Source organism: Marinomonas hwangdonensis (genome assembly GCF_003721245.1).
GTDB classification, from domain to species: domain Bacteria; phylum Pseudomonadota; class Gammaproteobacteria; order Pseudomonadales; family Marinomonadaceae; genus Marinomonas; species Marinomonas hwangdonensis.
Map to the genome: position 1 here is coordinate 21,665 of NZ_RIZG01000009.1, position 21,874 is coordinate 43,538.

20 protein-coding genes are annotated in these 21,874 nt (G+C 44.8%); 11 read left to right on the top strand and 9 right to left on the bottom strand.

Annotated features, from left to right (window positions below; genetic code table 11):
* Nucleotides 1-83: 83 nt before the first annotated feature.
* From EBI00_RS13385 to EBI00_RS13405, 5 genes are all read right to left on the bottom strand, one after another.
* A complete protein-coding gene (locus EBI00_RS13385) occupies nt 84-1,514 on the bottom strand; it encodes a mannitol dehydrogenase family protein (protein ID WP_123096451.1) in 1,431 nt (476 codons plus the stop codon).
* A gap of 1 nt (nt 1,515) precedes the next feature.
* Nucleotides 1,516-2,610 carry an ABC transporter ATP-binding protein gene (locus EBI00_RS13390; protein WP_123096452.1) on the bottom strand — a complete coding sequence of 365 codons (1,095 nt, stop codon included), beginning with the start codon at nt 2,608-2,610 and terminating at the stop codon, nt 1,516-1,518.
* Between the two features lie 18 nt (nt 2,611-2,628).
* Nucleotides 2,629-3,459, bottom strand: a complete 831-nt coding sequence (locus EBI00_RS13395; protein WP_123096453.1) for a carbohydrate ABC transporter permease — start codon at nt 3,457-3,459, stop codon at nt 2,629-2,631.
* A 10-nt stretch (nt 3,460-3,469) separates the two neighbouring features.
* Nucleotides 3,470-4,330: a carbohydrate ABC transporter permease gene (locus EBI00_RS13400; protein ID WP_123096454.1), complete on the bottom strand. Its 861-nt coding sequence runs from the start codon at nt 4,328-4,330 to the stop codon at nt 3,470-3,472.
* A gap of 99 nt (nt 4,331-4,429) precedes the next feature.
* A complete protein-coding gene (locus EBI00_RS13405) occupies nt 4,430-5,749 on the bottom strand; it encodes an ABC transporter substrate-binding protein (protein WP_123096455.1) in 1,320 nt (439 codons plus the stop codon).
* A 345-nt stretch (nt 5,750-6,094) separates the two neighbouring features.
* On the opposite strand from EBI00_RS13405, the gene EBI00_RS13410 reads away from it, so the two are divergent.
* The gene (locus EBI00_RS13410; protein WP_123096456.1) at nt 6,095-6,370 is read left to right on the top strand and encodes an FAD assembly factor SdhE; all 276 of its coding nucleotides are present in this window, start codon (nt 6,095-6,097) and stop codon (nt 6,368-6,370) included.
* Nucleotides 6,371-6,386: 16 nt separating this feature from the next.
* Nucleotides 6,387-6,797 carry a hypothetical protein gene (locus EBI00_RS13415; RefSeq protein ID WP_148039080.1) on the top strand — a complete coding sequence of 137 codons (411 nt, stop codon included), beginning with the start codon at nt 6,387-6,389 and terminating at the stop codon, nt 6,795-6,797.
* Here the strand turns inward: EBI00_RS13415 and nadB are convergent.
* Nucleotides 6,794-8,422: an L-aspartate oxidase gene (gene nadB / locus EBI00_RS13420; RefSeq protein WP_123096458.1), complete on the bottom strand. Its 1,629-nt coding sequence runs from the start codon at nt 8,420-8,422 to the stop codon at nt 6,794-6,796. The two genes, EBI00_RS13415 and nadB, sit on opposite strands and share 4 nt — an antisense overlap.
* Before the next feature lie 232 nt (nt 8,423-8,654).
* Here nadB and rpoE point away from each other — a divergent pair, with 232 nt between their 5' ends.
* From rpoE to EBI00_RS13450, 6 genes are all read left to right on the top strand, one after another.
* Nucleotides 8,655-9,260 (top strand): RNA polymerase sigma factor RpoE, encoded by a 606-nt coding sequence (gene rpoE, locus EBI00_RS13425; protein WP_123096459.1) that lies wholly within the window; start codon nt 8,655-8,657, stop codon nt 9,258-9,260.
* On the top strand, nt 9,244-9,906 hold the full coding sequence (locus EBI00_RS13430) for a sigma-E factor negative regulatory protein (RefSeq protein ID WP_123096460.1): 663 nt from the start codon (nt 9,244-9,246) through the stop codon (nt 9,904-9,906). The genes rpoE and EBI00_RS13430 overlap by 17 nt, the downstream gene beginning before the upstream one ends.
* 3 nt (nt 9,907-9,909) lie before the next feature.
* Nucleotides 9,910-10,884, top strand: a complete 975-nt coding sequence (locus EBI00_RS13435) for a MucB/RseB C-terminal domain-containing protein (protein WP_123096461.1) — start codon at nt 9,910-9,912, stop codon at nt 10,882-10,884.
* Complete coding sequence (locus EBI00_RS13440) at nt 10,877-11,344, top strand: SoxR reducing system RseC family protein (protein WP_123096462.1); 468 nt, start codon at nt 10,877-10,879, stop codon at nt 11,342-11,344. The genes EBI00_RS13435 and EBI00_RS13440 overlap by 8 nt, the downstream gene beginning before the upstream one ends.
* A 64-nt stretch (nt 11,345-11,408) precedes the next feature.
* Complete coding sequence (locus tag EBI00_RS13445; RefSeq protein ID WP_123096463.1) at nt 11,409-12,818, top strand: DegQ family serine endoprotease; 1,410 nt, start codon at nt 11,409-11,411, stop codon at nt 12,816-12,818.
* 200 nt (nt 12,819-13,018) lie between these two features.
* On the top strand, nt 13,019-13,444 hold the full coding sequence (locus tag EBI00_RS13450; protein ID WP_158600759.1) for a chemotaxis protein CheW: 426 nt from the start codon (nt 13,019-13,021) through the stop codon (nt 13,442-13,444).
* Nucleotides 13,445-13,510: 66 nt separating this feature from the next.
* On the opposite strand, the gene argA is transcribed toward EBI00_RS13450, so the two are convergent.
* Both argA and argE read right to left on the bottom strand, forming a co-directional pair.
* Entirely contained in the window at nt 13,511-14,833 is a 1,323-nt protein-coding gene (argA, locus tag EBI00_RS13455; protein ID WP_123096465.1) for an amino-acid N-acetyltransferase, read from the bottom strand.
* The gene (gene argE / locus EBI00_RS13460; protein ID WP_123096466.1) at nt 14,830-15,999 is read right to left on the bottom strand and encodes an acetylornithine deacetylase; all 1,170 of its coding nucleotides are present in this window, start codon (nt 15,997-15,999) and stop codon (nt 14,830-14,832) included. The genes argA and argE overlap by 4 nt, the downstream gene beginning before the upstream one ends.
* Nucleotides 16,000-16,129: 130 nt before the next feature.
* Here argE and EBI00_RS13465 point away from each other — a divergent pair, with 130 nt between their 5' ends.
* The 3 genes from EBI00_RS13465 (at nt 16,130) to EBI00_RS13475 (ending at nt 20,376) form a co-directional block, all read left to right on the top strand.
* Nucleotides 16,130-17,077, top strand: a complete 948-nt coding sequence (locus EBI00_RS13465; RefSeq protein ID WP_123096467.1) for a CYTH domain-containing protein — start codon at nt 16,130-16,132, stop codon at nt 17,075-17,077.
* Nucleotides 17,078-17,126: 49 nt separating this feature from the next.
* Nucleotides 17,127-20,057: a bifunctional [glutamate--ammonia ligase]-adenylyl-L-tyrosine phosphorylase/[glutamate--ammonia-ligase] adenylyltransferase gene (gene glnE, locus EBI00_RS13470; protein ID WP_123096468.1), complete on the top strand. Its 2,931-nt coding sequence runs from the start codon at nt 17,127-17,129 to the stop codon at nt 20,055-20,057.
* Between the two features lie 109 nt (nt 20,058-20,166).
* Nucleotides 20,167-20,376 carry a hypothetical protein gene (locus EBI00_RS13475; protein ID WP_123096469.1) on the top strand — a complete coding sequence of 70 codons (210 nt, stop codon included), beginning with the start codon at nt 20,167-20,169 and terminating at the stop codon, nt 20,374-20,376.
* 98 nt (nt 20,377-20,474) lie between these two features.
* Here EBI00_RS13475 and sbmA read toward each other — a convergent pair whose 3' ends face one another.
* Entirely contained in the window at nt 20,475-21,764 is a 1,290-nt protein-coding gene (gene sbmA / locus EBI00_RS13480; protein WP_123096470.1) for a peptide antibiotic transporter SbmA, read from the bottom strand.
* Nucleotides 21,765-21,874 lie beyond the last annotated feature (110 nt).

Sequence of the window (21,874 nt, forward strand, 5' to 3'; positions counted from 1 at the left end):
CTATATTCAAGAATCCAAGTTGACATAAGGTTTTTATGTGCCTTGGATTCTTGAATTAGACTGTCTAATTAGATAATAACTGTCTAGGCATACTTTGCCATGTTTATTTGAATTGCTTCAGTGAGTTGCGCAACAAAGTCGGGAAACTCCGTTGGGACATTACCCCATAAAAAGCGATCCGTTGCAAAGGCTTGAATACCAGCTTCGTTATTGCTGAAATCGACTAGAGCAGCTTTATTTGGTTCATGATAAGGCGTGCTTAGCTTGCCTTGATCCGATAGTTGAATAAAGGTGAACCAGCTGGCGATGCCTTGGATGGTCTTAACCGGAGTTCGACCTTTGCGATACGCGCCTTCCAATGTGGGGAAAACAAAAATCGGAAATTTAGCGTAGCCGTCGGTACAAATACGCTCCACTGTATCGCCAATGTTAGCGTTACTAAAACGCTGGGCGATAATATCGAAATAAGCTGGTAGATCGACCACAGAGTGCCCAATTGCCGGAATCGAATCTTGCAGAATGAAGTCAGAAAAATACTGCTTTAATTCGTCATCGCGCATGGCTTCATCAAAGTAGGTGAGGCCCTTTAATGCTGCTTGATACGTTACGCAGGTATGGCCTGCGTTTAAAATACGAATTTTCGCTTCTTCAAAAGGCACAACGTCTTTGACAAATTGCACGCCAACGAGGTCAAGAGCGGGTTTTTTACCGGCAAACTTGTCTTCTACGACCCACTGAATGAAGTCTTCGCCCATGACTGTCATATTGTCATCAACACCGAAGCGTGAACGAACATCGTCTACATGCTGCTGGCTTGGCTTAGGTGTAATTCGATCCACCATAGAGCAAGGGAAAGACACATTTTCTTCTACCCATTCCGTCAGCGCCGAATCTTGCTTAGCATCTAAAAACTGCATTAGACCAGTTTCGAGTAGTTCACCGTTATGGCGAAGGTTGTCGCAGCATAACAGGGTGATTTTTGCCTTAGATGTTTCGCTACGAAGTTTAAGACCCGCATACAGAAAAGCATAAAGCGTATTACGAGCACCTTCTATATCGGCTTTTATTGCGGGGTGCTCTAGCATTAAACGACGATTTTCATCAAGGTAGTAACCACCTTCCGTTACTGTTGATGTGACTATTTGAGTTTTAGCATCGGCAAGGGCTACATCGACTTTGTCTGGCGCTTGAGCACCATCAATTTGCTGAACAATAGAACGAATATGCTCGTACCTTGTCTCGCCATCCGCCGCCATGGTTTTTAAAACATACTCGCCTTCTTGTTTAATAAAACGAGCAAAAGCTTGGCTGTCTTGTGGGCGAATATTAACGCCGATAATGCCCCAGTTTTGTTGTGTGTCATAGGCTAGTAGCCTGTCGATGTATACGGCTTGGTGAGCTCTGTGAAAAGCGCCAACACCCAAATGTACTATGCCAGCTTGAATGGAATCTTTTGTATAATCTTGAACACAAAGATGCTCCGCATTGGAAGAGGCTTGTAAATAATTAGTCATACTAGGCTTCCTCTGGAATAACAGAGATGACGCGATCATTTTCGTTAAACAAAATGATTTCTGAAATATCAATTTTGAGACTAACTTCTTGTCCGTCTTTTAGCTCAGTTCGAGCTGGCGCTTTGATGATAATGGTTTGATCACTCGACAACTGAAGATGTGCATACGCTTCGGAACCGAGATGTTCAACCAGCTCAATGCGCCCTGACAAATCACCACCGTCCTCAACTAACGTCATATGTTCAGGGCGAATACCGACAACAACTGAATCTGGTAGTGGGCCTTTCAAGCGCTTAGCAGGAAAAAGAATTTGCTGTCCAAGCAATTCAATCGCTAGATTATCTTCATGACGAACTATTTTGTTCGCTGCGATTAAGTTCATTTTTGGCGTGCCAATGAACTCAGCAACAAAGCGGCTGTTTGGTTGGCGGTAAAGTTCAAGTGGTGTACCAACTTGCTCTATTTGTCCCGCATTTAAAATCACCACGCGGTCAGCTAAGGTCATGGCTTCAACTTGGTCGTGCGTTACATAAATCATCGTTGTGCCGAGTTTCTTGTGAAGACGAGCCAATTCCAAGCGCATTTGTACACGTAGCGCAGCGTCTAGGTTGGACAGAGGCTCATCGAACAAGAAGACTTTTGGCTGACGCACAATGGCGCGCCCAATGGCAACACGTTGACGTTGACCGCCAGATAGCTCTTTAGGTTTACGTTCCAATAAAGCATCAAGCTGCAAAGAGGCTGACACAGAACGTACTTTTTCTTTGATTTCAGCGTCTGACACTTTTGCAAGACGAAGAGCGAACGAAAGGTTATCGGCCACCGTCATATGCGGATACAAAGCATAAGACTGGAACACCATAGCAAGGTCGCGTTTTGAGGAGGCCACTTCAGTAATGTCCCTACCATCAAGTTGAATGCTACCGCCGGTGCTGGATTCAAGGCCAGCGATCGTTCTTAGAAGCGTCGATTTGCCACAGCCAGATGGCCCAACAAATACCACAAATTCTCCTTCGGTAATGCTTAGGTTTATGCCACGCAAAGCATGGTAGCTGTCATAATGTTTTTGTAGATCAGTGATCGCTAAGTAAGTCATAAAAAAACTTCCTAATAATTATTTTACGGCGCCGAACGTTAAGCCTTGGACCAATTGTTTTTGACAGAACCAACCGAAAATAACGATTGGTGCGCAAGCGAGTGTGGATGCAGCGGATAATTTCGCCCAAAATAGACCTTCAGGGCTGGAATAAGAGGCAATCATCGCAGTTAATGGCGCGGCATCGGATGCAGTGAGGTTGAGAGACCAAAAGGCTTCGTTCCAACAAAGCACGATAGATAAAAGCGCGGTAGACGAGATAGCCCCCACAGAAAGCGGCAGTACGACTTTTACCACTTCATCCCAGGGCGTAGCACCGTCCATTCTGGCCGCTTCGAGGATTTCTTTTGGTAAATCTTTGAAGTAGGAAAACAGCATCCAAACAATGATTGGCAAATTCATCAGAGTGAAAATGATCACCAAAGCTGTTTTAGTATCCAATAGACCGTAGTCTCGGCAGAGAATATAAATAGGCACCAATACACCAACCGCGGGTAGCATTTTTGTGGAGAGCATCCAAAGCAGAATGTCCTTTGTTCTCTTTCCTGGAAAAAACGCCATCGAGTAGGCTGCTGGAATGGCAATAATCAGAGCAAGAATGGTCGAGCCGAACGACGTGACGACGGAGTTCCAAGCATGCTGAATGTAGTCACTGCGTTCTTGAACAACCCTAAAGTTGTCTAAATTTGGCTCGAAGAACAGGGTCGGTGGTATTGAAATAGCCTGCAGTTCTGTTTTGAATGATGTAATGAACATCCAAAAAATTGGAAAAAATAACACCAAGGCAATTGTCCATGCGAATAAGCCGGTGAGAATCGTTTTGAGTTTACGTTGTTGATTTAGAGTCATCGTATTCACCTTACACCGTTAAGTTTTTGCCAACGGCACGAATTAAGAAGAAGGCCACGATATTGGCAAGCAATACGGCAAATAACCCGCCAGCAGAGGCCACACCAACGTCATATTGAAGAAGCGCTTGGTTGTAAATTAGGTACGCTAAGTTAGTACTGTCGTAACCTGGGCCACCACCGGTAGAGACGAATATCTCGGCAAAAACAGCCAATAAGAAAATAGTTTCTATCATAACTACAACGGCGATAGGTCTAGCCAAGTGAGGAATGGTTAAGTAACGGAAAATATGCCAGCCGGTTGCACCATCCATTTGTGCCGCTTCTTTTTGCTCTGTATCTTGGGATTGTAACGCTGTTACGAATACTAGAATGGCAAATGGAAGCCATTGCCAGCTAACCATAATAATAACGGACATTAAGGGATAGCTAGAAAGCCAATCAATCGGCTCAAGGCCTAGCGACTGAGATATCCATGCGAATATGCCATATACCGGGTTCATCATCATGTTTTTCCAAATTAACGCGTTAACGGTTGGCATGATGAAGAATGGTGAGATAAGTAGAACGCGAACAATGCCCTGACCAAAAAAAGGTTTGTCAATCAAAGCGGACAGCATGACGCCTAATACAACGGTGATAATCAAGACAGAAAGTAACAGTATTAACGTGTTGGATACGGCTGGTATGAAGCCTGGGTCGGTAATAAAGAACTCGAAGTTCATCAGGCCAACAAAGTTATTTTCACCAGGGTACAGCAAGTTGAAACGAATAGTGGAAAAGTAGATGGTCATGGATAATGGAATGATCATCCAAACCAACAGTAATATGACTGATGGCGCCATTAATAAGCGAGTGATTGAGCGCTTCATGTTTAGTTTCTCTTATTATAAGCGGGAATAATTACCCCATTGAAAGGGCGAGTCAAAATAAGGAATAGGACTTAAGCCCTATTCCTTGATCAAACTATACTAGTAGTATCCAGCTTGACGCATTTGACGATCCGCAGAAGTGTTAGCAGATTTCAGTGCTTGATCAACGGTTAATGAACCAGCTAATGCACCTGATACCATTTGACCTGCTGTAGTACCAATCGCTTGGAACTCAGGGATAGCAGCGAATTGAACGCCCACGTAGGGGGAAGGTTTCAGTGTGCTGTCTGATGGATTAGCCGAGTTGATGGCTTTTAACTCGGCATCAGCAAAGACAGCTGCTTCTTGGAACTTAGGATTAGCATAAGTACTTGCACGTGTACCAGTTGGTACAGCCGCCCATCCATTTTTGTTTCCGACTAGGTTGATGTACTCTTTTGATGTGGCCCAACGAACAAAGGTTTGTGCTGCTTCAACGTTTTTTGTTGCCGCAGGAATACCAAGAGACCATGCCCACAGCCAGTTAGCGCCTTTTTCTGTCACTGAAATCGGAGATTGTGCAAAACCAACTTGATCGGCCACTTTACTTTGTTTAGGGTCTGTTACGAAAGACGCTGCAATAGTGGCATCAATCCACATGCCGCATTTACCCTCGTTAAACAGCGCTAAGCTTTCATTGAAACTATTACTGCTTGAACCTGGAGGACCGTATTTAGTCAGTAGGTCAACATAAAAGCTAACGGCGTTTTTCCATTCAGCTGACTCTAGTTGAGGTTTCCAGTTTTCATCAAACCAACGAGCACCGAACGAATTTGCCATGGTCGTCATCAATGCCATGTTATCGCCCCAGCCAGCTTTACCACGTAGACAAATACCGTAAATACCTTTGCTTGGGTCATTTACTGCGGCAGCAACGTTGCGAATATGCTCCCAACTGTCTCGGTCATTAATTTCCATGCCGGCGGCTTTCACTAGATCTTTTCGATACATCACCATAGAGCTTTCACCATAGAATGGCGCAGCATACATGGTGCCATCATATGACAATCCACCACGGATAGAAGGCAAAATATCTTGAACGTCATAAGAGCCACTGGTATCGATGGGTTCTAGCCAGCCGCGCTCGCCCCAAATTGGCGCTTCATACATGCCAATAGTCATTACATCATAAAGGCCACTTTTATTGGCAATATCTTGAGTCACGTTTTGACGTAATACACCTTCTTCTAAAGTTACCCATTTCACTTTGATATCTGGGTGAGCTTTTTCAAATTCCGGTGTGAATTTTTGCATCTCAATCATGTGACCGTTGTTAACGGTGGCGACTGTTATTTGTGTAGCAGAAAAAGCGCTGGTGGCAGAGATGGCTGCTGTCATAGATACAGCACAGGCTAAGGTTGTTTTACTAATGCGTGTCATAGGTTTTCCCCGTTTGGAGTGTCTTTGTTTTTATAGTCCTACCTAACTTCTTAATAATTACTTATCAAGAGAGTATTAATATAGGCTATGTCATAATTGACCTGTTAATACATAAATTGCCAATAAAGGTACTATTTTGATCAGTTTGGTATCGGTGACTAGAAAAAAAGTCAATATAGTACATGTATAAAACTTGCAGTAAGGTGTTGAAAAGGGCTCTGATGTGGGTGAGGTACAAAGAGACATACCGTTTTTTTGATAAAAATCAGTGAATAACGATAAGCTGTTTTCGTTTCTTACCAATTAATAGCTATAATATTCGCATTCTATTTGAAGGGTAGTAACATGATTGAAACATCAGACTCCGTAAGTTTTAAACGTTTAAAATGGCAATGTCGCCGCGGCATGTTAGAGCTAGATGTGCTGCTGGAGCCATTTCTTGATGATGTGTATTTAACCTTGGTAGAGGAGGATAAACAGCGCTTTCACAAACTGCTCGCTTGTGAAGATCAGGATATTTTTCCTTGGTTTATGCAGAAAGAAACGCCAGATGACCCAGAGCTTGCTCGCATTGTTAATTTCATATTGAACCGTGTTCAGCCTGAAAGCGACCAAGCTTAATTTTTCACGTGCAAGTTTGCTGTTGTGGGTAGTGTTGGCATTGAGTGCCATGGCACTTCTTCAGTTGTACTGGATGCCATTCACGTGGAGACTGATGTTGTATGCCTGCGTCAGCCTTTGTGTTGTCTTGGTCGCAGTATGGATGGTTTGTCGTCCAGTGATTAAAGTGGGCATTGATGATCAAGGGGCCTATCTTTTTGACGATCGTTACTTTTTTAGATTGGTTTTTGTTAGAGCGAATGGCTTTCAGCTAATTGCCAAAGTAGAAACAGAACAGGCTTCTTGGTGGCATTATGTCCTGCCGCCTTATCGGGTCATTTATTGTGATAACTTACCCAAAAGCTCATATCGTCGATTACGCTCTTTCGCGGCACAACAAATATTGTTGCGCCGCAGTGAAGATGCTAAGAAACGTTTTAATGTTTAACGCTCGACATAATTGTCCTCTGTTTTAGCTGTATCGCGATTATTTGGTACTAAAATCGTTGGTTTGCTATCCGCTAATTTATTAGGATAATCCAGCGTAAAATGCAGACCGCGACTTTCTTTTCGAGACATGGCTGAACGAATAATTAGATCAGCCACCATAGCGAGATTTCGCAATTCAAGTAAATCGTTTGACACCTTGTAGTTTGCGTAAAACTCTTGAATCTCCGACAAAAGTAAATCGACTCTATGTTTTGCTCTTAGTAGACGTTTGTCTGTTCGTACTATTCCTACATAGTCCCACATAAAACGTCTTAACTCTTGCCAGTTATGGGTGATCACCACATCTTCGTCTGAGTCTGTGACCTTACTATCATCCCAGTCTGGGATACTAATATCATCGTTTAATGTCTGAATTGTTGCAATGTGGCTCGCTGCTGAACGGGCAAATACAATGCACTCTAGTAAGGAATTGCTAGCCAGACGATTAGCGCCATGAAGACCTGTGTAAGCCGTTTCACCAATGGCATAAAGATTACTTATATCTGTTGCGCTATGCTGATCCACCACCACACCACCGCAGGTATAGTGTGCGGCAGGCACCACAGGAATGGGTTCCTTGGTCATGTCATGCCCGTATTCTAAGCAGCGTTTATAAATGGTAGGAAAATGTTCTTTGATAAACTCAGGGTCTTTATGGGAAATATCCAGTAAGACGTGGTGAATGCCCAGTCGTTTCATTTCATGATCAATGGCGCGAGCCACAATATCACGCGGCGCCAATTCTTCCCGCTTGTCAAACTTAGACATAAATGCCGTACCATCAGGCAACAGGAGTTTTCCGCCTTCGCCGCGAACGGCCTCGGAAATCAAAAATGTCTTGGCTTTGGCATCATAAAGGCATGTGGGGTGAAACTGGTTAAACTCCATATTCCCTACCCTACAGCCTGCTCGCCATGCCATGGCAATACCATCTCCAGACGCTGTGTCTGGATTGCTGGTGTACAAGTAGACCTTGCTGCTACCTCCACAGGCGAGAGAAATGAAGCGACCATGAAATACTTCTACTAGGTCGTCTTTCAAATTGAGCGCATAGACCCCGACGGCTCGGTTTGGGCCTGCTAATCCGAGTTTTTTAGTGGTAACAACATCAATCGCAACGCGGTCTGGGAAGAAATCGATATTTGGATGATTTGTCGCATTTTTAATCAGTGTTTTAGAGATCGCCAGTCCTGTTGCATCGGCACTGTGAATAATCCGTCTGTGACTGTGCCCGCCTTCTTTGGTGAGGTGATATTCGTCTTTTTCGCCATAGCGAGTAAAAGGCACCCCTTGGTTAATTAACCAATCAATGCTTTCTTTGGAGTGTTCAACGGTAAAGCGAATGGCTTCAGGGTCGCCAAGTCCAGCACCGGCGTCAATAGTGTCGTTAATGTGTGATTCTGTGGTGTCTTTGTCCGACAATACAGCGGCGACACCACCTTGGGCGTAGAGTGTTGATCCTTCGCGAATGTCTGCTTTGGTCAAAATGGCCACGCGATGACAATCCGCAAGCTCTAGTGCCAGAGTTAATCCAGCAGCACCTGCGCCAATAATGACGATATCGTGTTTATAGTGTCGGCTCATTGTATTGTTCTAATTAGTCGTTTAAAAAATAATGTTACTATTGATGTCCATGAATAGTGAATACTTTCTCACTCTAAATGGCGAATATTCATCATTATTTTGGATAAAGTAACGTAAACTGGCTAAATGTTTCTTTAAATACGTAAGACGTTATGGGAACCCACTCAATTGATTGTTGTCTTCTCTTGTATACGCAAGGGCACAGGCGATTAAAGCTTTATACGAGGTGCCTATGCAAGGCGAAACGTCTTCTGATCAGGCGTTAGTTGAAAGAGTACAGCAAGGTGATAAGCGTGCATTTGATTTGCTTGTTATCAAGTACCAATACAAGGTTATTGGATTAATAGGACGGTATGTACAAGATCGGAGCGAAGCGTTAGACGTCGCTCAGGAGAGTTTTATTAAGGCCTACCGTTCAATTGGCACCTTTCGAGGAGAAAGTGCTTTTTACACTTGGCTGTATCGTATTGCCGTAAACACGGCAAAAAACCATTTAGTAAGTCGCTCACGGCGACCTCCAGAGTCTGATGTAGAGTTGGATAATGAAGAAGTGTTTAACCATTATGAACCACTCGCGGATATAGACACTCCTGAAGCAAGGCTGAACCGTGATCGTCTAGAAAAAGAGATTTATGTGGCTGTCCAGCGTTTACCAGAAGAATTGCGCAGTGCACTGACTCTGCGGGAATTTGATGGTCTCAGTTATGAAGATATTTCGCTGATAATGGATTGCCCAGTTGGGACAGTTCGGTCGCGCATTTTTCGGGCTCGAGAAGCAGTAGAAAAACACATAAGTCCACTGACAGGGGCAGGAGAAGATCATGGTCGCAAAAAGTAATACATCGTTGGAATCAATGGCAAGCTTGTCAGCACTGCTTGATGGTGAGGCAACCCAAGATGATATAGAGCACTTACTGCAATGTGACAGTGCTGAGTTAAGTCGTCGATTAGAAGGTTATCATAGTATTCATCATGCGCTCCACAAAGAGACCTTTGGGTTTGAATTAGGCGATAGTTTGTTGCTCAGGGTGCAATCTGGCCTAGCGGCTGAGATGAACCTAGAGGAGGATAAGAACCAAGAACAGGGAGAGAATGTCGTTCATTTCTTAGCTCCCAAAGCGGAACGGACGGCGTTCGTTGATCCAGGCCTCATGGGGACCAAAAAATCCACGGAAAAGGTGTTTCGTTGGCCTACTTTTTTATCGGGCATGGCCGTCGCGGCCAGTGTGAGTTTTATGATTGTTTGGGGAAGTCAAATGGCGTTTTTGTCCAATGATGTTCCTTCTAACTTACTGGCCAGTGCCAATGTGTCCTCGTCTAACATGGTGATTACACCTTTGACAGAATCGGCTTATCAACCGATGCAGTTTGATGAGGTCAGACTGCAACATTATCTGAGGCAGCATGCTGAGCAGGCCGCCATGACGGTAGGGCAAGGTATGATCCCAATGGCTCGAATCGTTAGCTACCCTAATGCGAATTAAAGTATGAGGTCATTTGTGCGACTATCCGGTTTGGTAATGCTTTTAAGCCTCTTGTTTTCAGCGGTTGTAGTTCAGGCGAGTGACACGACGGCCGACGCATTAGACAGGCTAAAAAATATGACGCAGTCGTTTTCTACACTGAGTTATGATGGCGTTTTTGTACACTCTGAAACGAAAAAAATGAACAGCATGCGTGTTCGTCATTATCTCAACAATGGTATTGAATATGAGAGTTTGGTTGACCTAGACGGTAAAAAGCTCGAAATAATACGCATAGACGATAAGGTTATTCATGTCTACCCTGATGCGCAAATGACCAACGTCAATATGCCGGCAAGACCGCCGTTTAAACGTTTTAAAAATGTAGATGGTGAGCGTTTACTGCAAGGCTACATGATGTCCGTTGATCCACAGCTAGGTCGTATTGCAGATCGTGAGGTCATTAGCGTCTTGCTTGTTCCCAGAGATGATTACCGATATGGACATAGGTTTTGGTTGGACAAAGAAAACCATTTTCTTTTGAAGCATGACATGTTGAAAAAAGATGGAGAGTTACTAGAAAGGGTTCAGTTTACATCTGTTAATTTTACCCCTGACTTGAAAGATGAGGATTTTGTCCCAAAAGAAGGAAGTTATGCGTCGTCAGTTGTGGACAGCCAGCCAAGGCGTATTAAAAATTTGTGGCAATTTGACTGGTTGCCTGCAGGGTTTGGTTTAGTTTGGCCAGAAGCGCGCGCGTTAAATCACGGCACCAGTATGTTGCTTTTATCAGACGGTATGTCAACGGTTTCGGTATTTGTTGAGCCGACTATGAAGCCTATGGGACTTTCTCTTTTGGCGATGGGAGCAACCATGGCGGGTGAACTGACTATTGAGGTAAAGGATCAACTCTACTTGCTGACAATGGTTGGCGAAGTGCCTCCAGCGACGATTGAAAAACTGCTAACCTCATTTGGACCAATACAAGGTTATGATTGAAGAAACAGGCTATGTCTTATCGGTTGAGGACGGCTTTGCTGATGTTGAAACCATCAGGACAAGCAGTTGTTCATCTTGTCGTGCTCGGCACGGCTGTGGCCATCATGCCATTGCTCAAGTATCCACATCAAACCGTATGCGCATGAAAGCCATCGATCCATTATCGGTTAAAGTAGGTCAATCTGTGGTGGTGGGTATTCCAGAAGATACCTTACTCCAAGCCTCGTTTTGGATGTATCTAATTCCCTTGCTTGGCTTAGTAGTGGGCGCTGTTTTGCCTTCGCTATGGAATGATGAATCAAATCTAGCGGTATTTTCTTCTATTATTGGCTTTGTTGTGGGTCTCTTGCTGGCTCGAAATAAGTCAAAACAGGAAAGCAATAATATGGATTATTACCCTAAGATTTTAAGAATTGAACCCCCTAAGGAGCGTCATATTCCTCTGGTTATGACGCCCTAATGACTCAGGACCTTCTTCACCTGGCACTGTAATAAACTTGATATGCTTTTAAGGAGCCCAATCAATGAACAGATTGCTTAAACAAGCGAGTATGATTGTCGCTAGTACATTTATGGTGGCATCCATGTTTTCACATGCCGCGTCTTTGCCCGATTTCACCTACTTGGTAGAGAAATCCTCTCCTGCGGTTGTGAATATCAGCACGGAGCAGGCTTCAACGCAGCAACCCGCTAACAGAGAAGGCCAGCCATTAGGGCCTAATCGTGACGAGCTCAATGAGTTCTTCAAGCATTTCTTTGGCCAGCAACCGTTTGGTCAGCAGGCTCCACCTCAGCAACGACCACGTAATTCATTAGGGTCGGGTTTTATTATTTCACAGGACGGTTATGTATTGACCAACAACCATGTGATTGATGGGGCTGACGTGATTCATGTACGCCTAAATGACAGACGAGAATACGTTGCAAAGTTGGTGGGAACAGATGCCAGAACGGACTTAGCTTTGCTTAAATTAGAAGCAGAGAATTTGCCAACGGTTAAAATGGGGGACTCTGACGAGCTTAAGCCAGGGCAATGGGTACTAGCCATAGGGTCGCCCTTTGGTTTCGATTACACGGTAACCGCTGGGATAGTGAGTGCAACTGGCCGAAATTTGCCTTCCGATAATTATGTGCCTTTTATTCAGACGGACGTCGCGATTAACCCAGGTAATTCGGGTGGGCCGCTATTTAACCTTGATGGCGAAGTCATTGGCATTAATTCTCAGATTTATACGCGTTCTGGTGGATTTATGGGGGTGTCTTTTGCGATTCCTTCTAACGTTGCCATGTCGGTGGTTGAGCAGCTTAAGAGCGATGGCAAGGTATCAAGGGCTTGGCTTGGTGTACTCATTCAAGATGTAAACAACGAATTAGCGGAGTCGTTTGGGCTGGATCGATCAAGTGGGGCCTTAATCAGCCGAGTACTGCCAGATTCACCAGCGGAGAAAGCAGGGTTGCGTTCTGGTGATATCATTTTAGAGTTCAATAAGCAGAATATCATTCGTTCCGGTGAATTGCCTTATGTGGTTGGGCAAATGAAAGCGGGTACGAAGGTCGATGCGGTTATTTACCGAAATGGCAGTAAGCAAACGATTTCCGTTCAGTTAGAAACTCCGCCGAACGATATGAAAACTCGCGCGCAAACACAGCAAGAACAAAATCGTTTGGGGATGATTGTTGGTGATGTTCCTGCTGAGATCGCCAAGCAATTTGACATCAAGGGAGGCGTTATTGTTGAGCAAGTGTTGGGCGGCACGGCGGCTCGTAACGGCTTGCAACAAGGTGATGTAATTACCATGTTGAATGGTGTTGTGGTGGAAAACATGGAAAGCTTTACGGCGATTGCAAAAGCAGTACCTGGCAATCGTTCGGTGCCAATGCGTGTTATTCGTGACGGATATCCTATGTTTATTCCGTTTAAGATTACGGAATAACCTTCCAGCATTCGACAGAATGTATGCTATAGAAAAACCCGCTTATGGCGGGTTTTTTATGCAAAACTTGAACTCGCCCTTTAGACGTGTGATTATTTAGAGGTGTGACTATTAGACATGTAAATATTTTGGTTTTTTTTATAGCTTGGCCAAAATGATCATGTTACTAAAGTGTCAAATAATATTAGGGGATAGGTGTTGTGGAGCAAGCATTAGAAAAAGGTATTTGTTTTCGTTTGGGGGAGGAGCGCTATGTTCACCCATTGTCGAATATCAAGGAAGTGCTCAGTTATCAATCTCCAGCTCCGGTTCCTGGCGCCAGTGCGGGCGTAGAAGGAATGATTGATGTTCGAGGTCATATGGTCACGGTTCTGTATGGCAGTTATTTGCTTAGCTTGGATCCAGCGACGTGTGAAGATGAGGGACACATTATTGTATTAGAGCTACCGACGGGGTACTTCGGGATTCGTGTTGAAGCCGTGGAGCGGGTTATCGACTTACCACAAAACAATAGCGTTCAGAGCCTTGAATACCGGAACAACGAATGTATTCAAGGCACGATCAATTACCATGATGAACTGTATATTTACGTTGATTTTAGCGATTATTGCTCAGCTCTAGATTAGCGTGTTTGGCTTATTGGCAGACGTTTATCGCTGTTGCCTGCAGTAAACGTCCTAGAGCCATGTCCCTCATAACGATTTGGAAAATATCTTAGAATTTCGTTGATAATTATACAAAGCCTGTTTTTGAGTGGGCAGATTGTTCAGCGTTGTCTCACTAAATCCCCTTTCAATAAACCAATGAGCGGTGCGCGTGGTTAGTAAAAATAATGTGGACAGATTGAGTTGTTTTGCTGTCTGTTCTATGCCTTTTAACAATCGTTCACCACGGTTTGATCCTCGATAGTCTGGTGCAACGGCCAAGCAAGCAAGCTCACCAGCGTATTCTTGTTCAAACGGGTACAAGGCGGCACACGCCACGATAGCACCGTCCCGCTCAATCACGATAAAGCGGTCTATCTCATTTTCAAGCAATTCGCGAGATCGTCTGACGAGGACACCTTTTTCCTCAAGTGGCGCTAACAGAGCCATCATGCCACCAACGTCACCAATATGAGCAGGGCGCAATTGCTCATAGCTGTCCTCATCGATCATGGTGCCACAGCCCTCACGAGTAAAGAGCTCCTGAAGCAATCCACCATTTTCGTTATAGGATATAAGGTGAGCTCGAGGGACGCCTTGACGAACGGCTTGCACACATGCATCAAGCGCGCTATGGGTAATACTAGAGAGTGTTTTGGCGTTAAGAATCATCTGAGCATCTTTGGTCAGTAACTCAGAATACAGTTCACCGTCGTCTTTAAAAATGCCCTTTTCTTCTGAAAAAATCACCAATTTATCGGCTTTTAGCTGAATGGCCGCTTGGATAGCGACTTCTTCACTTTTTAAATTAAATACTTCACCTGTGGGAGAAAAGCCCAAATGCGGCAGCAACACCATGTTGTCGTCTTCCAATAAGCGGAAAATAGCGTCGGTATCAATGCGGCGGACTTCCCCTGTGTGCCCATAGTCTATGCCATCGACTACGCCTAAAGGTCTCGCTACAACATAGTTGCCGCTACAGACTTTTAAGCTGGCACCGTCCATAGGGGTATTTGAAAGCCCCATGGATAATTGGGCTTCCAGTTGCACGCGCACTGCAGCAGACGCTTGTATGATGTCCAACAGTTGGTCTTGAGGGGTGACACGGTAGTCGTCTTCCACCCGGCTGGGTAGGCGTCGATTCGATAGGATTCGATCAATTTGAGGTCGTGCACCTTGTACCAACACCAGACGAATGCCCAATGAATCAAGCAACGCGAGATCATGGATAATACCGGAAAAATGGGCGCATTCGATGGCTTCGCCAGGTATTAAAATGACGAAGGTTTTGCCACGATGGGCGTTTATGTAAGGCGAAGAGTGGCGAAACCAATCTACGTAATTAAATTCTTCAGGCACACTGATCCTCATTGGTTTGGCTCATTTGTTTGCAGGCAATAACGCTCAATTAGACCGCGAATCACCTGTTGCATCGGTTGAATTTGATCCAACGCCATGAATTCATTGGGTTGATGGGCTTGATCGATGGAGCCCGGCCCCAATATGAGCGTTTCCATTCCCATTTGATTTAAAAAAGACCCTTCGGTTGCAAATGCAACCGTAGTGGCTTGACGTTTGGTCAAGGATTCACATGTTTTAATGATATCCGATTCAACGGTCGTATAAAAAGACGGAACGTCAGGAAATAAGCTACTTAATTGTATTTTTGTCCCGGTTTTTTCTTCTATCTGGGGCAATCGTTGTTCAATTTCTGCCATTAACGCTTGATTGCTCATGCCGGGTAGTGCTCTTAAATCAAATTCAAGCTCACAGCGCCCGCATATGCGGTTTGGATTATCACCACCGTGGATACAGCCAAAATTCATCGTTGGGTAGTCAATGACAAAGCTGGCATCTCGATAATTCTGTTTCAGCTGCTGGCGAAACGTCATCAGTTCCGACATCACAGCATGCATGGCATCAAGAGCATTGTTGCCCAGCGCAGGATTAGAAGAATGTCCTGCTTGCCCAGTGACCTGAATGCGCTCCATCATAATGCCTTTGTGAGCGTAAATAGGAGTCAACGATGTGGGTTCACCAATCAAAGCATATCGTGCTTTCAAGGTACCACTTTTGACCAAGGCACGGGCGCCTGACATAGAGCTTTCTTCGTCAGCGGTGGCTAACACAATCAATGGTTGTTTTAGATCAGATAACTCCATCTGCTGAACGGTATCAAGCACAATGGCAAAGAAACCTTTCATATCACAGCTGCCTAACCCATAGAGTTTTTGATCTCTTTCTTCAAGTGTAAAAGGGTCTGATTGCCAGCGGCCTTCATCGTAGGGAACGGTGTCTGTGTGGCCGGCCAATACCAAACCACCATCACCGGTTCCCAACGTCGCGATCAGATTACACTTATGCGGTTGGTCTGGCAAAGGCATCACCTCGCACTTAAACCCTTGCGAGCTTAGCCACGTTTCTAGCAATTGGATGACGCCTTTATTTGACTGATCCCAGTGGGCTTGACTACAACTGATAGAGGGCGAAGCGATAAGCTGCGTCATCATGCTAATTAAAGAGGGCAGTGCGGGCATGGGGTGATGCTCCTTCGAAACAAGTAATGACCTAATATTACTACTGTACGCTAGGCATCTGGTACACTTGCGCGCACTTTATTTTTCTTCGTTGCCGACACCACTGCAACGCCTAAGAGGTTTTCATACCATGGCCACCGAGCTAGAGCTAAAGTTAATGTTGCAACCTGAGCATCTTACATCTGTCAGCGATTTTCTTGATGGGATTTGTGCCCAATCAGAGATCGACGGGCAATCACGTCAGCCTACGTTGTCTTTGATGAATGCGTACTTTGATACAGACACTGCCAGCCTAATGCAGGGGGGCATGGCACTGCGTATTCGCGCTGTTAATAGCCAGTTTATTCAAACCGTCAAAACCCGGGGTAGCAATCGTGTTGGTATGCACGCACGTGGCGAGTGGGAGTGGTTTTTACCTACTGACCGTTTGGATTTATCTTTACTCAGTGAGGTTATCTTACCAGAATCCTTGCAAGACATGGCGTGGTCTCGCGAGTTGGTGGAAGTTTACCGTACCGATTTTGAACGCCAGGTTTGGAATATCGTCACTGAAGACAGCAAAATGGAGGTGGTCTGTGATCAAGGTTGGGTGACATCACCCTATGGGAAAGACGCGATCTGTGAGCTGGAATTGGAATTAAAAGAAGGCCAAGAAGCGGCATTGTATCAGTTTGCTTTGCAGCTTGCTGAGCAGGTACCTGTGCAGGTTAGTCTAGTTTCAAAAGCACAAAAGGGCGTTCGACTAAAATATGGGCAGATTGAATTTCCCGACCAGCCTTCGTATATTGCCAATCAAACCGAGTTGGCGTCGTATTGGTACGAAGTGTGGTTGGTGTATTGGGAAGCCATGCACTTTATGCAAGATGAAGCACTGATGCAGCCTCTACGTCATTCAATCTCCCAATTAAAAACCTGTTTACCAAACGAATTGATGCAGATACTAGACAATGTGGAACACACACTAGAACAACACCTTAGAATGGACGAAGAGGTGGTGTTGACAAAATTAGCGAGTATGAAGCAAATTGGCATTGCTATGCTCAAGGTAGGGCAGTGGCTAAATCAGAAAACAGGTTAGTGTACTCAACCTGCTCTTATTCTAAAAATAATACAGTAAGGAACCTCTTTTGACACCGCCTAATATGAACCCCAATTATGCGCTTTTTTGCGAACAGTCGGCTTCCCGTGCTTTGTTGTTAGAGAGGGTGCAAGACGCGAGAAAAAATCATGGTCTGTGTGCGCTAAATGCAGAACAAATCGCCGTTCTAGAACCCTTATGGATATTGAGTGATTATTTGCATCAGCAATTTACGCGCTTTCCCCATTGGCTAGATGACTTGTTGGTGTTGGACATGCTACCTGAACGACCCTCGAAAGAGGCTCTGTTGGCGGGCAGCGATTATTTCGATTGTGAGTCGAAGGATTGTCTTCACACGTCTCAAGAGGCGCTTGATGAAGCCGCTTTTATCAAGCGACTACGACTGTATCGTCAGTGGTGGATGGTACGTCTGATCGCTCTGGATATTCAGCAACGCCTGTCCTTAACCGAACTCACAAGTCGATTAAGCGCTCTAGCGGACGCCTGTGTGAATGCCAGTTTGCAGTGGTCTGAGCAGCATTATCTTGCTCTTTACGGTCAAGCTCTGGACAGTAAAGGCCAGCCTCAAACGATGATTGTTATTGGGATGGGAAAGCTGGGGGGTAATGAGCTTAATCTGTCTTCAGACATCGATTTGATTTTTGCCTTTCGTGAACACGGGGACACTCAAGGCGGTAAGAAAAGTGTGTCTCATCAAGAATATTTCACCAAACTTGGCCAAAAATTGATTCAGCACCTGGATCAAGTGACTGCAGATGGTTTTGTGTTTCGAGTCGACATGCGCTTGCGACCTTTTGGTCAATCGGGCGCCTTGGTGCTCAACATGGATTCGCTGGAGAATTATTATCAAGATCAAGGGCGGGATTGGGAAAGATACGCCATGATCAAAGCGCGGGTGATGTCAGGCAATGCTCAGGACAAAGCGGCGTTTGAAGCCTTAAGAAAACCCTTCGTGTATCGAAAGTATTTAGATTTTGGGGCCTTAGGTGCTCTGCGGGATTTAAAGCAAATGATCGCCAAAGAAGTGCGCCGCAAAGGCATCGAACACAATATTAAACTGGGTGAGGGGGGCATACGTGAAGTCGAATTCATTGCTCAAGCATTGCAGATTTTACACGGTGGCCGTGATCAAGGTTTGCAGTCGCCCGCCTTACTCAAGGTTCTGCCACATCTTGCTAAACACGACTACTTACCCTTTGAAGAGATGGCATCATTGCGCGACGCTTATCTGCTCCTCAGGCGAACAGAGCATGCCTTACAAGCATTAAACGATGAACAGACTCAATTGCTGCCCAGTGATGCGACAACGCGTACACGCGTTGCTTTAATGGTGGGTTTTCCTTGTTGGTCGACTTTAGAAAAACAGCTGTGGGAAATGCGCAATAAAGTTCATGCGTCGTTTGTGGCCTTGATTGATGATGGGGAAGACAGCACAGAAGAAGTTAAAAACCAAGAATCCTGGCGTTTATTACTGAAAACACCCGATGACAAAGAGGCCATTTTAGACGCCATTGAATTGATTGCATGGCACAATGTTGAGGCGAACGTTGGTCGGATTTCACAATTGTTAAGTTCGAGAACGGTTGTTTTTATGCAACCAATCGGACAAGAGCGACTGGCCGTGTTTTTAGCCGCTTTGATGAGCAAACTAGTTGACGAAGCGAATCCTGATCTGGTGTTGGAGCGGATTTTTCCTATTTTAGAGGCGGTGTTGCGACGTACGGCGTATTTGGTCTTGTTATGTGAAAATCAAACCGCGCTGACTCATTTAATTCGTTTGTGTCGAGAAAGCGTCTGGTTTACCCAAGCTATTTCGACAACACCTGCACTCTTAGATGAGCTTTTGGATGCGAATACTTTATTTTCGCCACCCGATAAAGCCATGCTAGAAGAAGAGCTTCAGCAAGTTCTATTGCGCTTGCCAGAAGACGATGAAGAGGCTCAGATGGATGCCATGCGACGCTTTAGGCGTTCCATTATTTTACGTATCGCAGCCTGTGACATAACGGATATATTACCAGTAATGAAAGTGAGTGATCACTTAACCTGGCTGGCGGAAGTGTTGTTGAATCAAGTATTGCATCAGTCTTGGCAGTACCTCACGAAAAAACACGGTTTTCCTGTGAGTCAGGGGGAAGCCGCTTTGATACCACAGTTGGCCATTATTGGTTATGGTAAATCAGGGGGCTGGGAACTAGGTTATGATTCTGACTTGGATTTGGTTTTTATCCACGATGCGCAAGCAAACGGCGTAACCAATGGGGAGCGTAGTGTGGATAATTTAACCTTTTATACACGATTAGGGCAGCGTTTAATCCACATAATCACCAGCTTTACTGCGGCTGGGCGTTTGTACGAAGTAGACATGCGTTTGCGCCCTTCGGGGAATTCCGGTCTATTGGTTTCTAGTCTGGAAGCTTTCGCTGATTATCAGCAGAACGAAGCTTGGTCATGGGAGCATCAGGCTTTGACGCGGTCTCGTGGTTTAGCTGGCGAGCCGAGTTTGCTGGCAAAGTTTGAAGATTGCCGCAAATCCATCATATCGTCGATCAGAGATCGTAGCACCCTAAAATCCGATGTCATCAAAATGCGCGAAAAAATGCGGGCGCATTTAGACACAGGAGGGAAAGAAAAAGGCTTTGATCTCAAGCAAGGTGTTGGTGGGATTATCGATATTGAATTCATGGTGCAGTATTTGGTCTTAGCGTGGTCACATAAATACCCTGAGCTTATGCGCTTTTCTGACAACGTCCGTCAGTTAGAAGCCGCCGCCGAAGTAGGGTTGCTAGAAACAGATCAGGCATCGAAAATGATAGATACCTATACCTTGTATCGATCTCTTACTCATCGTCTAAGCTTGCAGCAACAAGGCCGAGTGATTCAAGATGATGCTTTGGTGGCGAATCAAAGTTTGGTCAGCCAATATTGGGATAACTTTATTTGTAATGACCAGATTTAGTCGTGTTTTTTGTCTTTTTTCATAAGGAAGTTCGTAAATTTGCTCTATTGGCGCTAAACTCTTAATACTGTATTTATTAAATGCGAATCAAGATAACGAGGAGACGTAAATGCCAAGTATTGATGGTGTAGGCAGCTCCGCTATGGCGTTTGCCAGTGAAGTGTACAGTGCCAACCTAGCTAAATCTGCCCAAGAACAGCAAGGCGCACAAAATCTTGAGCTGTTGGCTGAAGCAATCAAAAGTGCCACACCGGCGGCAAGCAGTGGCTCACACACAATAACAGACAACCTCGGGCAGAATATTAACGTCAACGTTTGACCTTGACTATTGTCCAACGCTAACAGGCTCGTAAAAAAGCCCCGTGTGATTATTCACTCGGGGCTTTTTTACGAGCCTGTTAGTCAGTAAAGCGGCGTTTACTCGGACGGTGGATGCGCCTTTAAGTATTGTCTGTCTTCCTCGGGTAATGGTTGCTCATCAATGGCCGCCTCAAAGGCTTTTAGACGTTTGTAAATGGACAGCAGTTCCACAATGGTGGTCCACGAATTGATCAAGTATTGAAACGAATTTTCTACTTGGTTGAATGCGTTCATGATTCGTTGCATTAGGCCAAGCGTAAAGGCCCCCGCAATGATGGAGGGGGCTAAGATGATAAGCGGAACAAATTGTCCTACGTTCAAGTAGCCGTATCGAACAATATTGAAATACAGATAGTTCGCATATAAACGAAAATAATTTTTGCGTACGTTAGCAAACAGTTCATTGAGAGTGATCGGGGTTGCTCGGTCAGCGTGGTCTTCCCCGTAAACCAGTTCTTTGCGGTAGGCGGCTTCCACACGTTGGTTTTTAAATTCCAATCCAGGAAGCTTTATACCCGCCAAGGCCAACAACAGGGTGCCAAAAATAGACCAAATAATAGCGGTAAACACTAACGCTTGGGGCACTTCACCAATTAAAGGCAGCTCTTTCACGTAGCCAGAGAGCCCCCATAAAATGGGTAAAAATGCAATCAAGGTCATCACAGAGCGAAGCAAACTCACACCTAACCCTTCTACAATGGAAGCAAAACGCATGGTATCTTCTTGGATACGTTGTGATGCCCCTTCGATATGACGCACCTGCTGCCATTTTGATGTGTAATAACTCGTCATAGCGGTACGCCAACGAAACACATAATGACTAATAAAAAAGTTACTTAGTACCGACACTGTTATGGCGACTAAAATAATGACAGCAACGGTTGATAATTCGGCGTAATAATCTGCCAACGGGATGCTATTTGGCGCGGCTAAGGCTTTCTGGATAAGATCATAAAAGCTACCATACCATTCATTTAACATGACACTGACTTGAACCTGAAACCAAGTAATAAAGACAATTAAGCCTGAGCCAATAACAGACCATTTCGCCCACTTTTGGCCACCATAAGCGATCCACGCTCCAATAAAAAGGCCATAACACACGGCCATGTATTGATATAGCCAGACATTTAACGCGGTTTTTTGTGCGCTTTGAAAAACGGCTTGTGCTGACGCTTCTGCCCCTTCGGCTAACGCATCAGGGAAATGAACACCAAACAGGGCCCCTAGGCTCAATATATGACCTAAATCTTGTATAAAAAAATACCAACTAAGAACGCAAAAGATGGCCCATAAAGCAAAACTTAGAAAGAAAAGCTTGGGTTTCGGAAAAAAGGAATCAAACACGGCGTTGTTTCTCTCTGTAAGTTAACAGTCACGTAAATTATTGATTTAGGATAGGAGATTTATATCGTGGTGTGAGCTTAAACCAGACGTGGAGGAATCACAATAAAAGG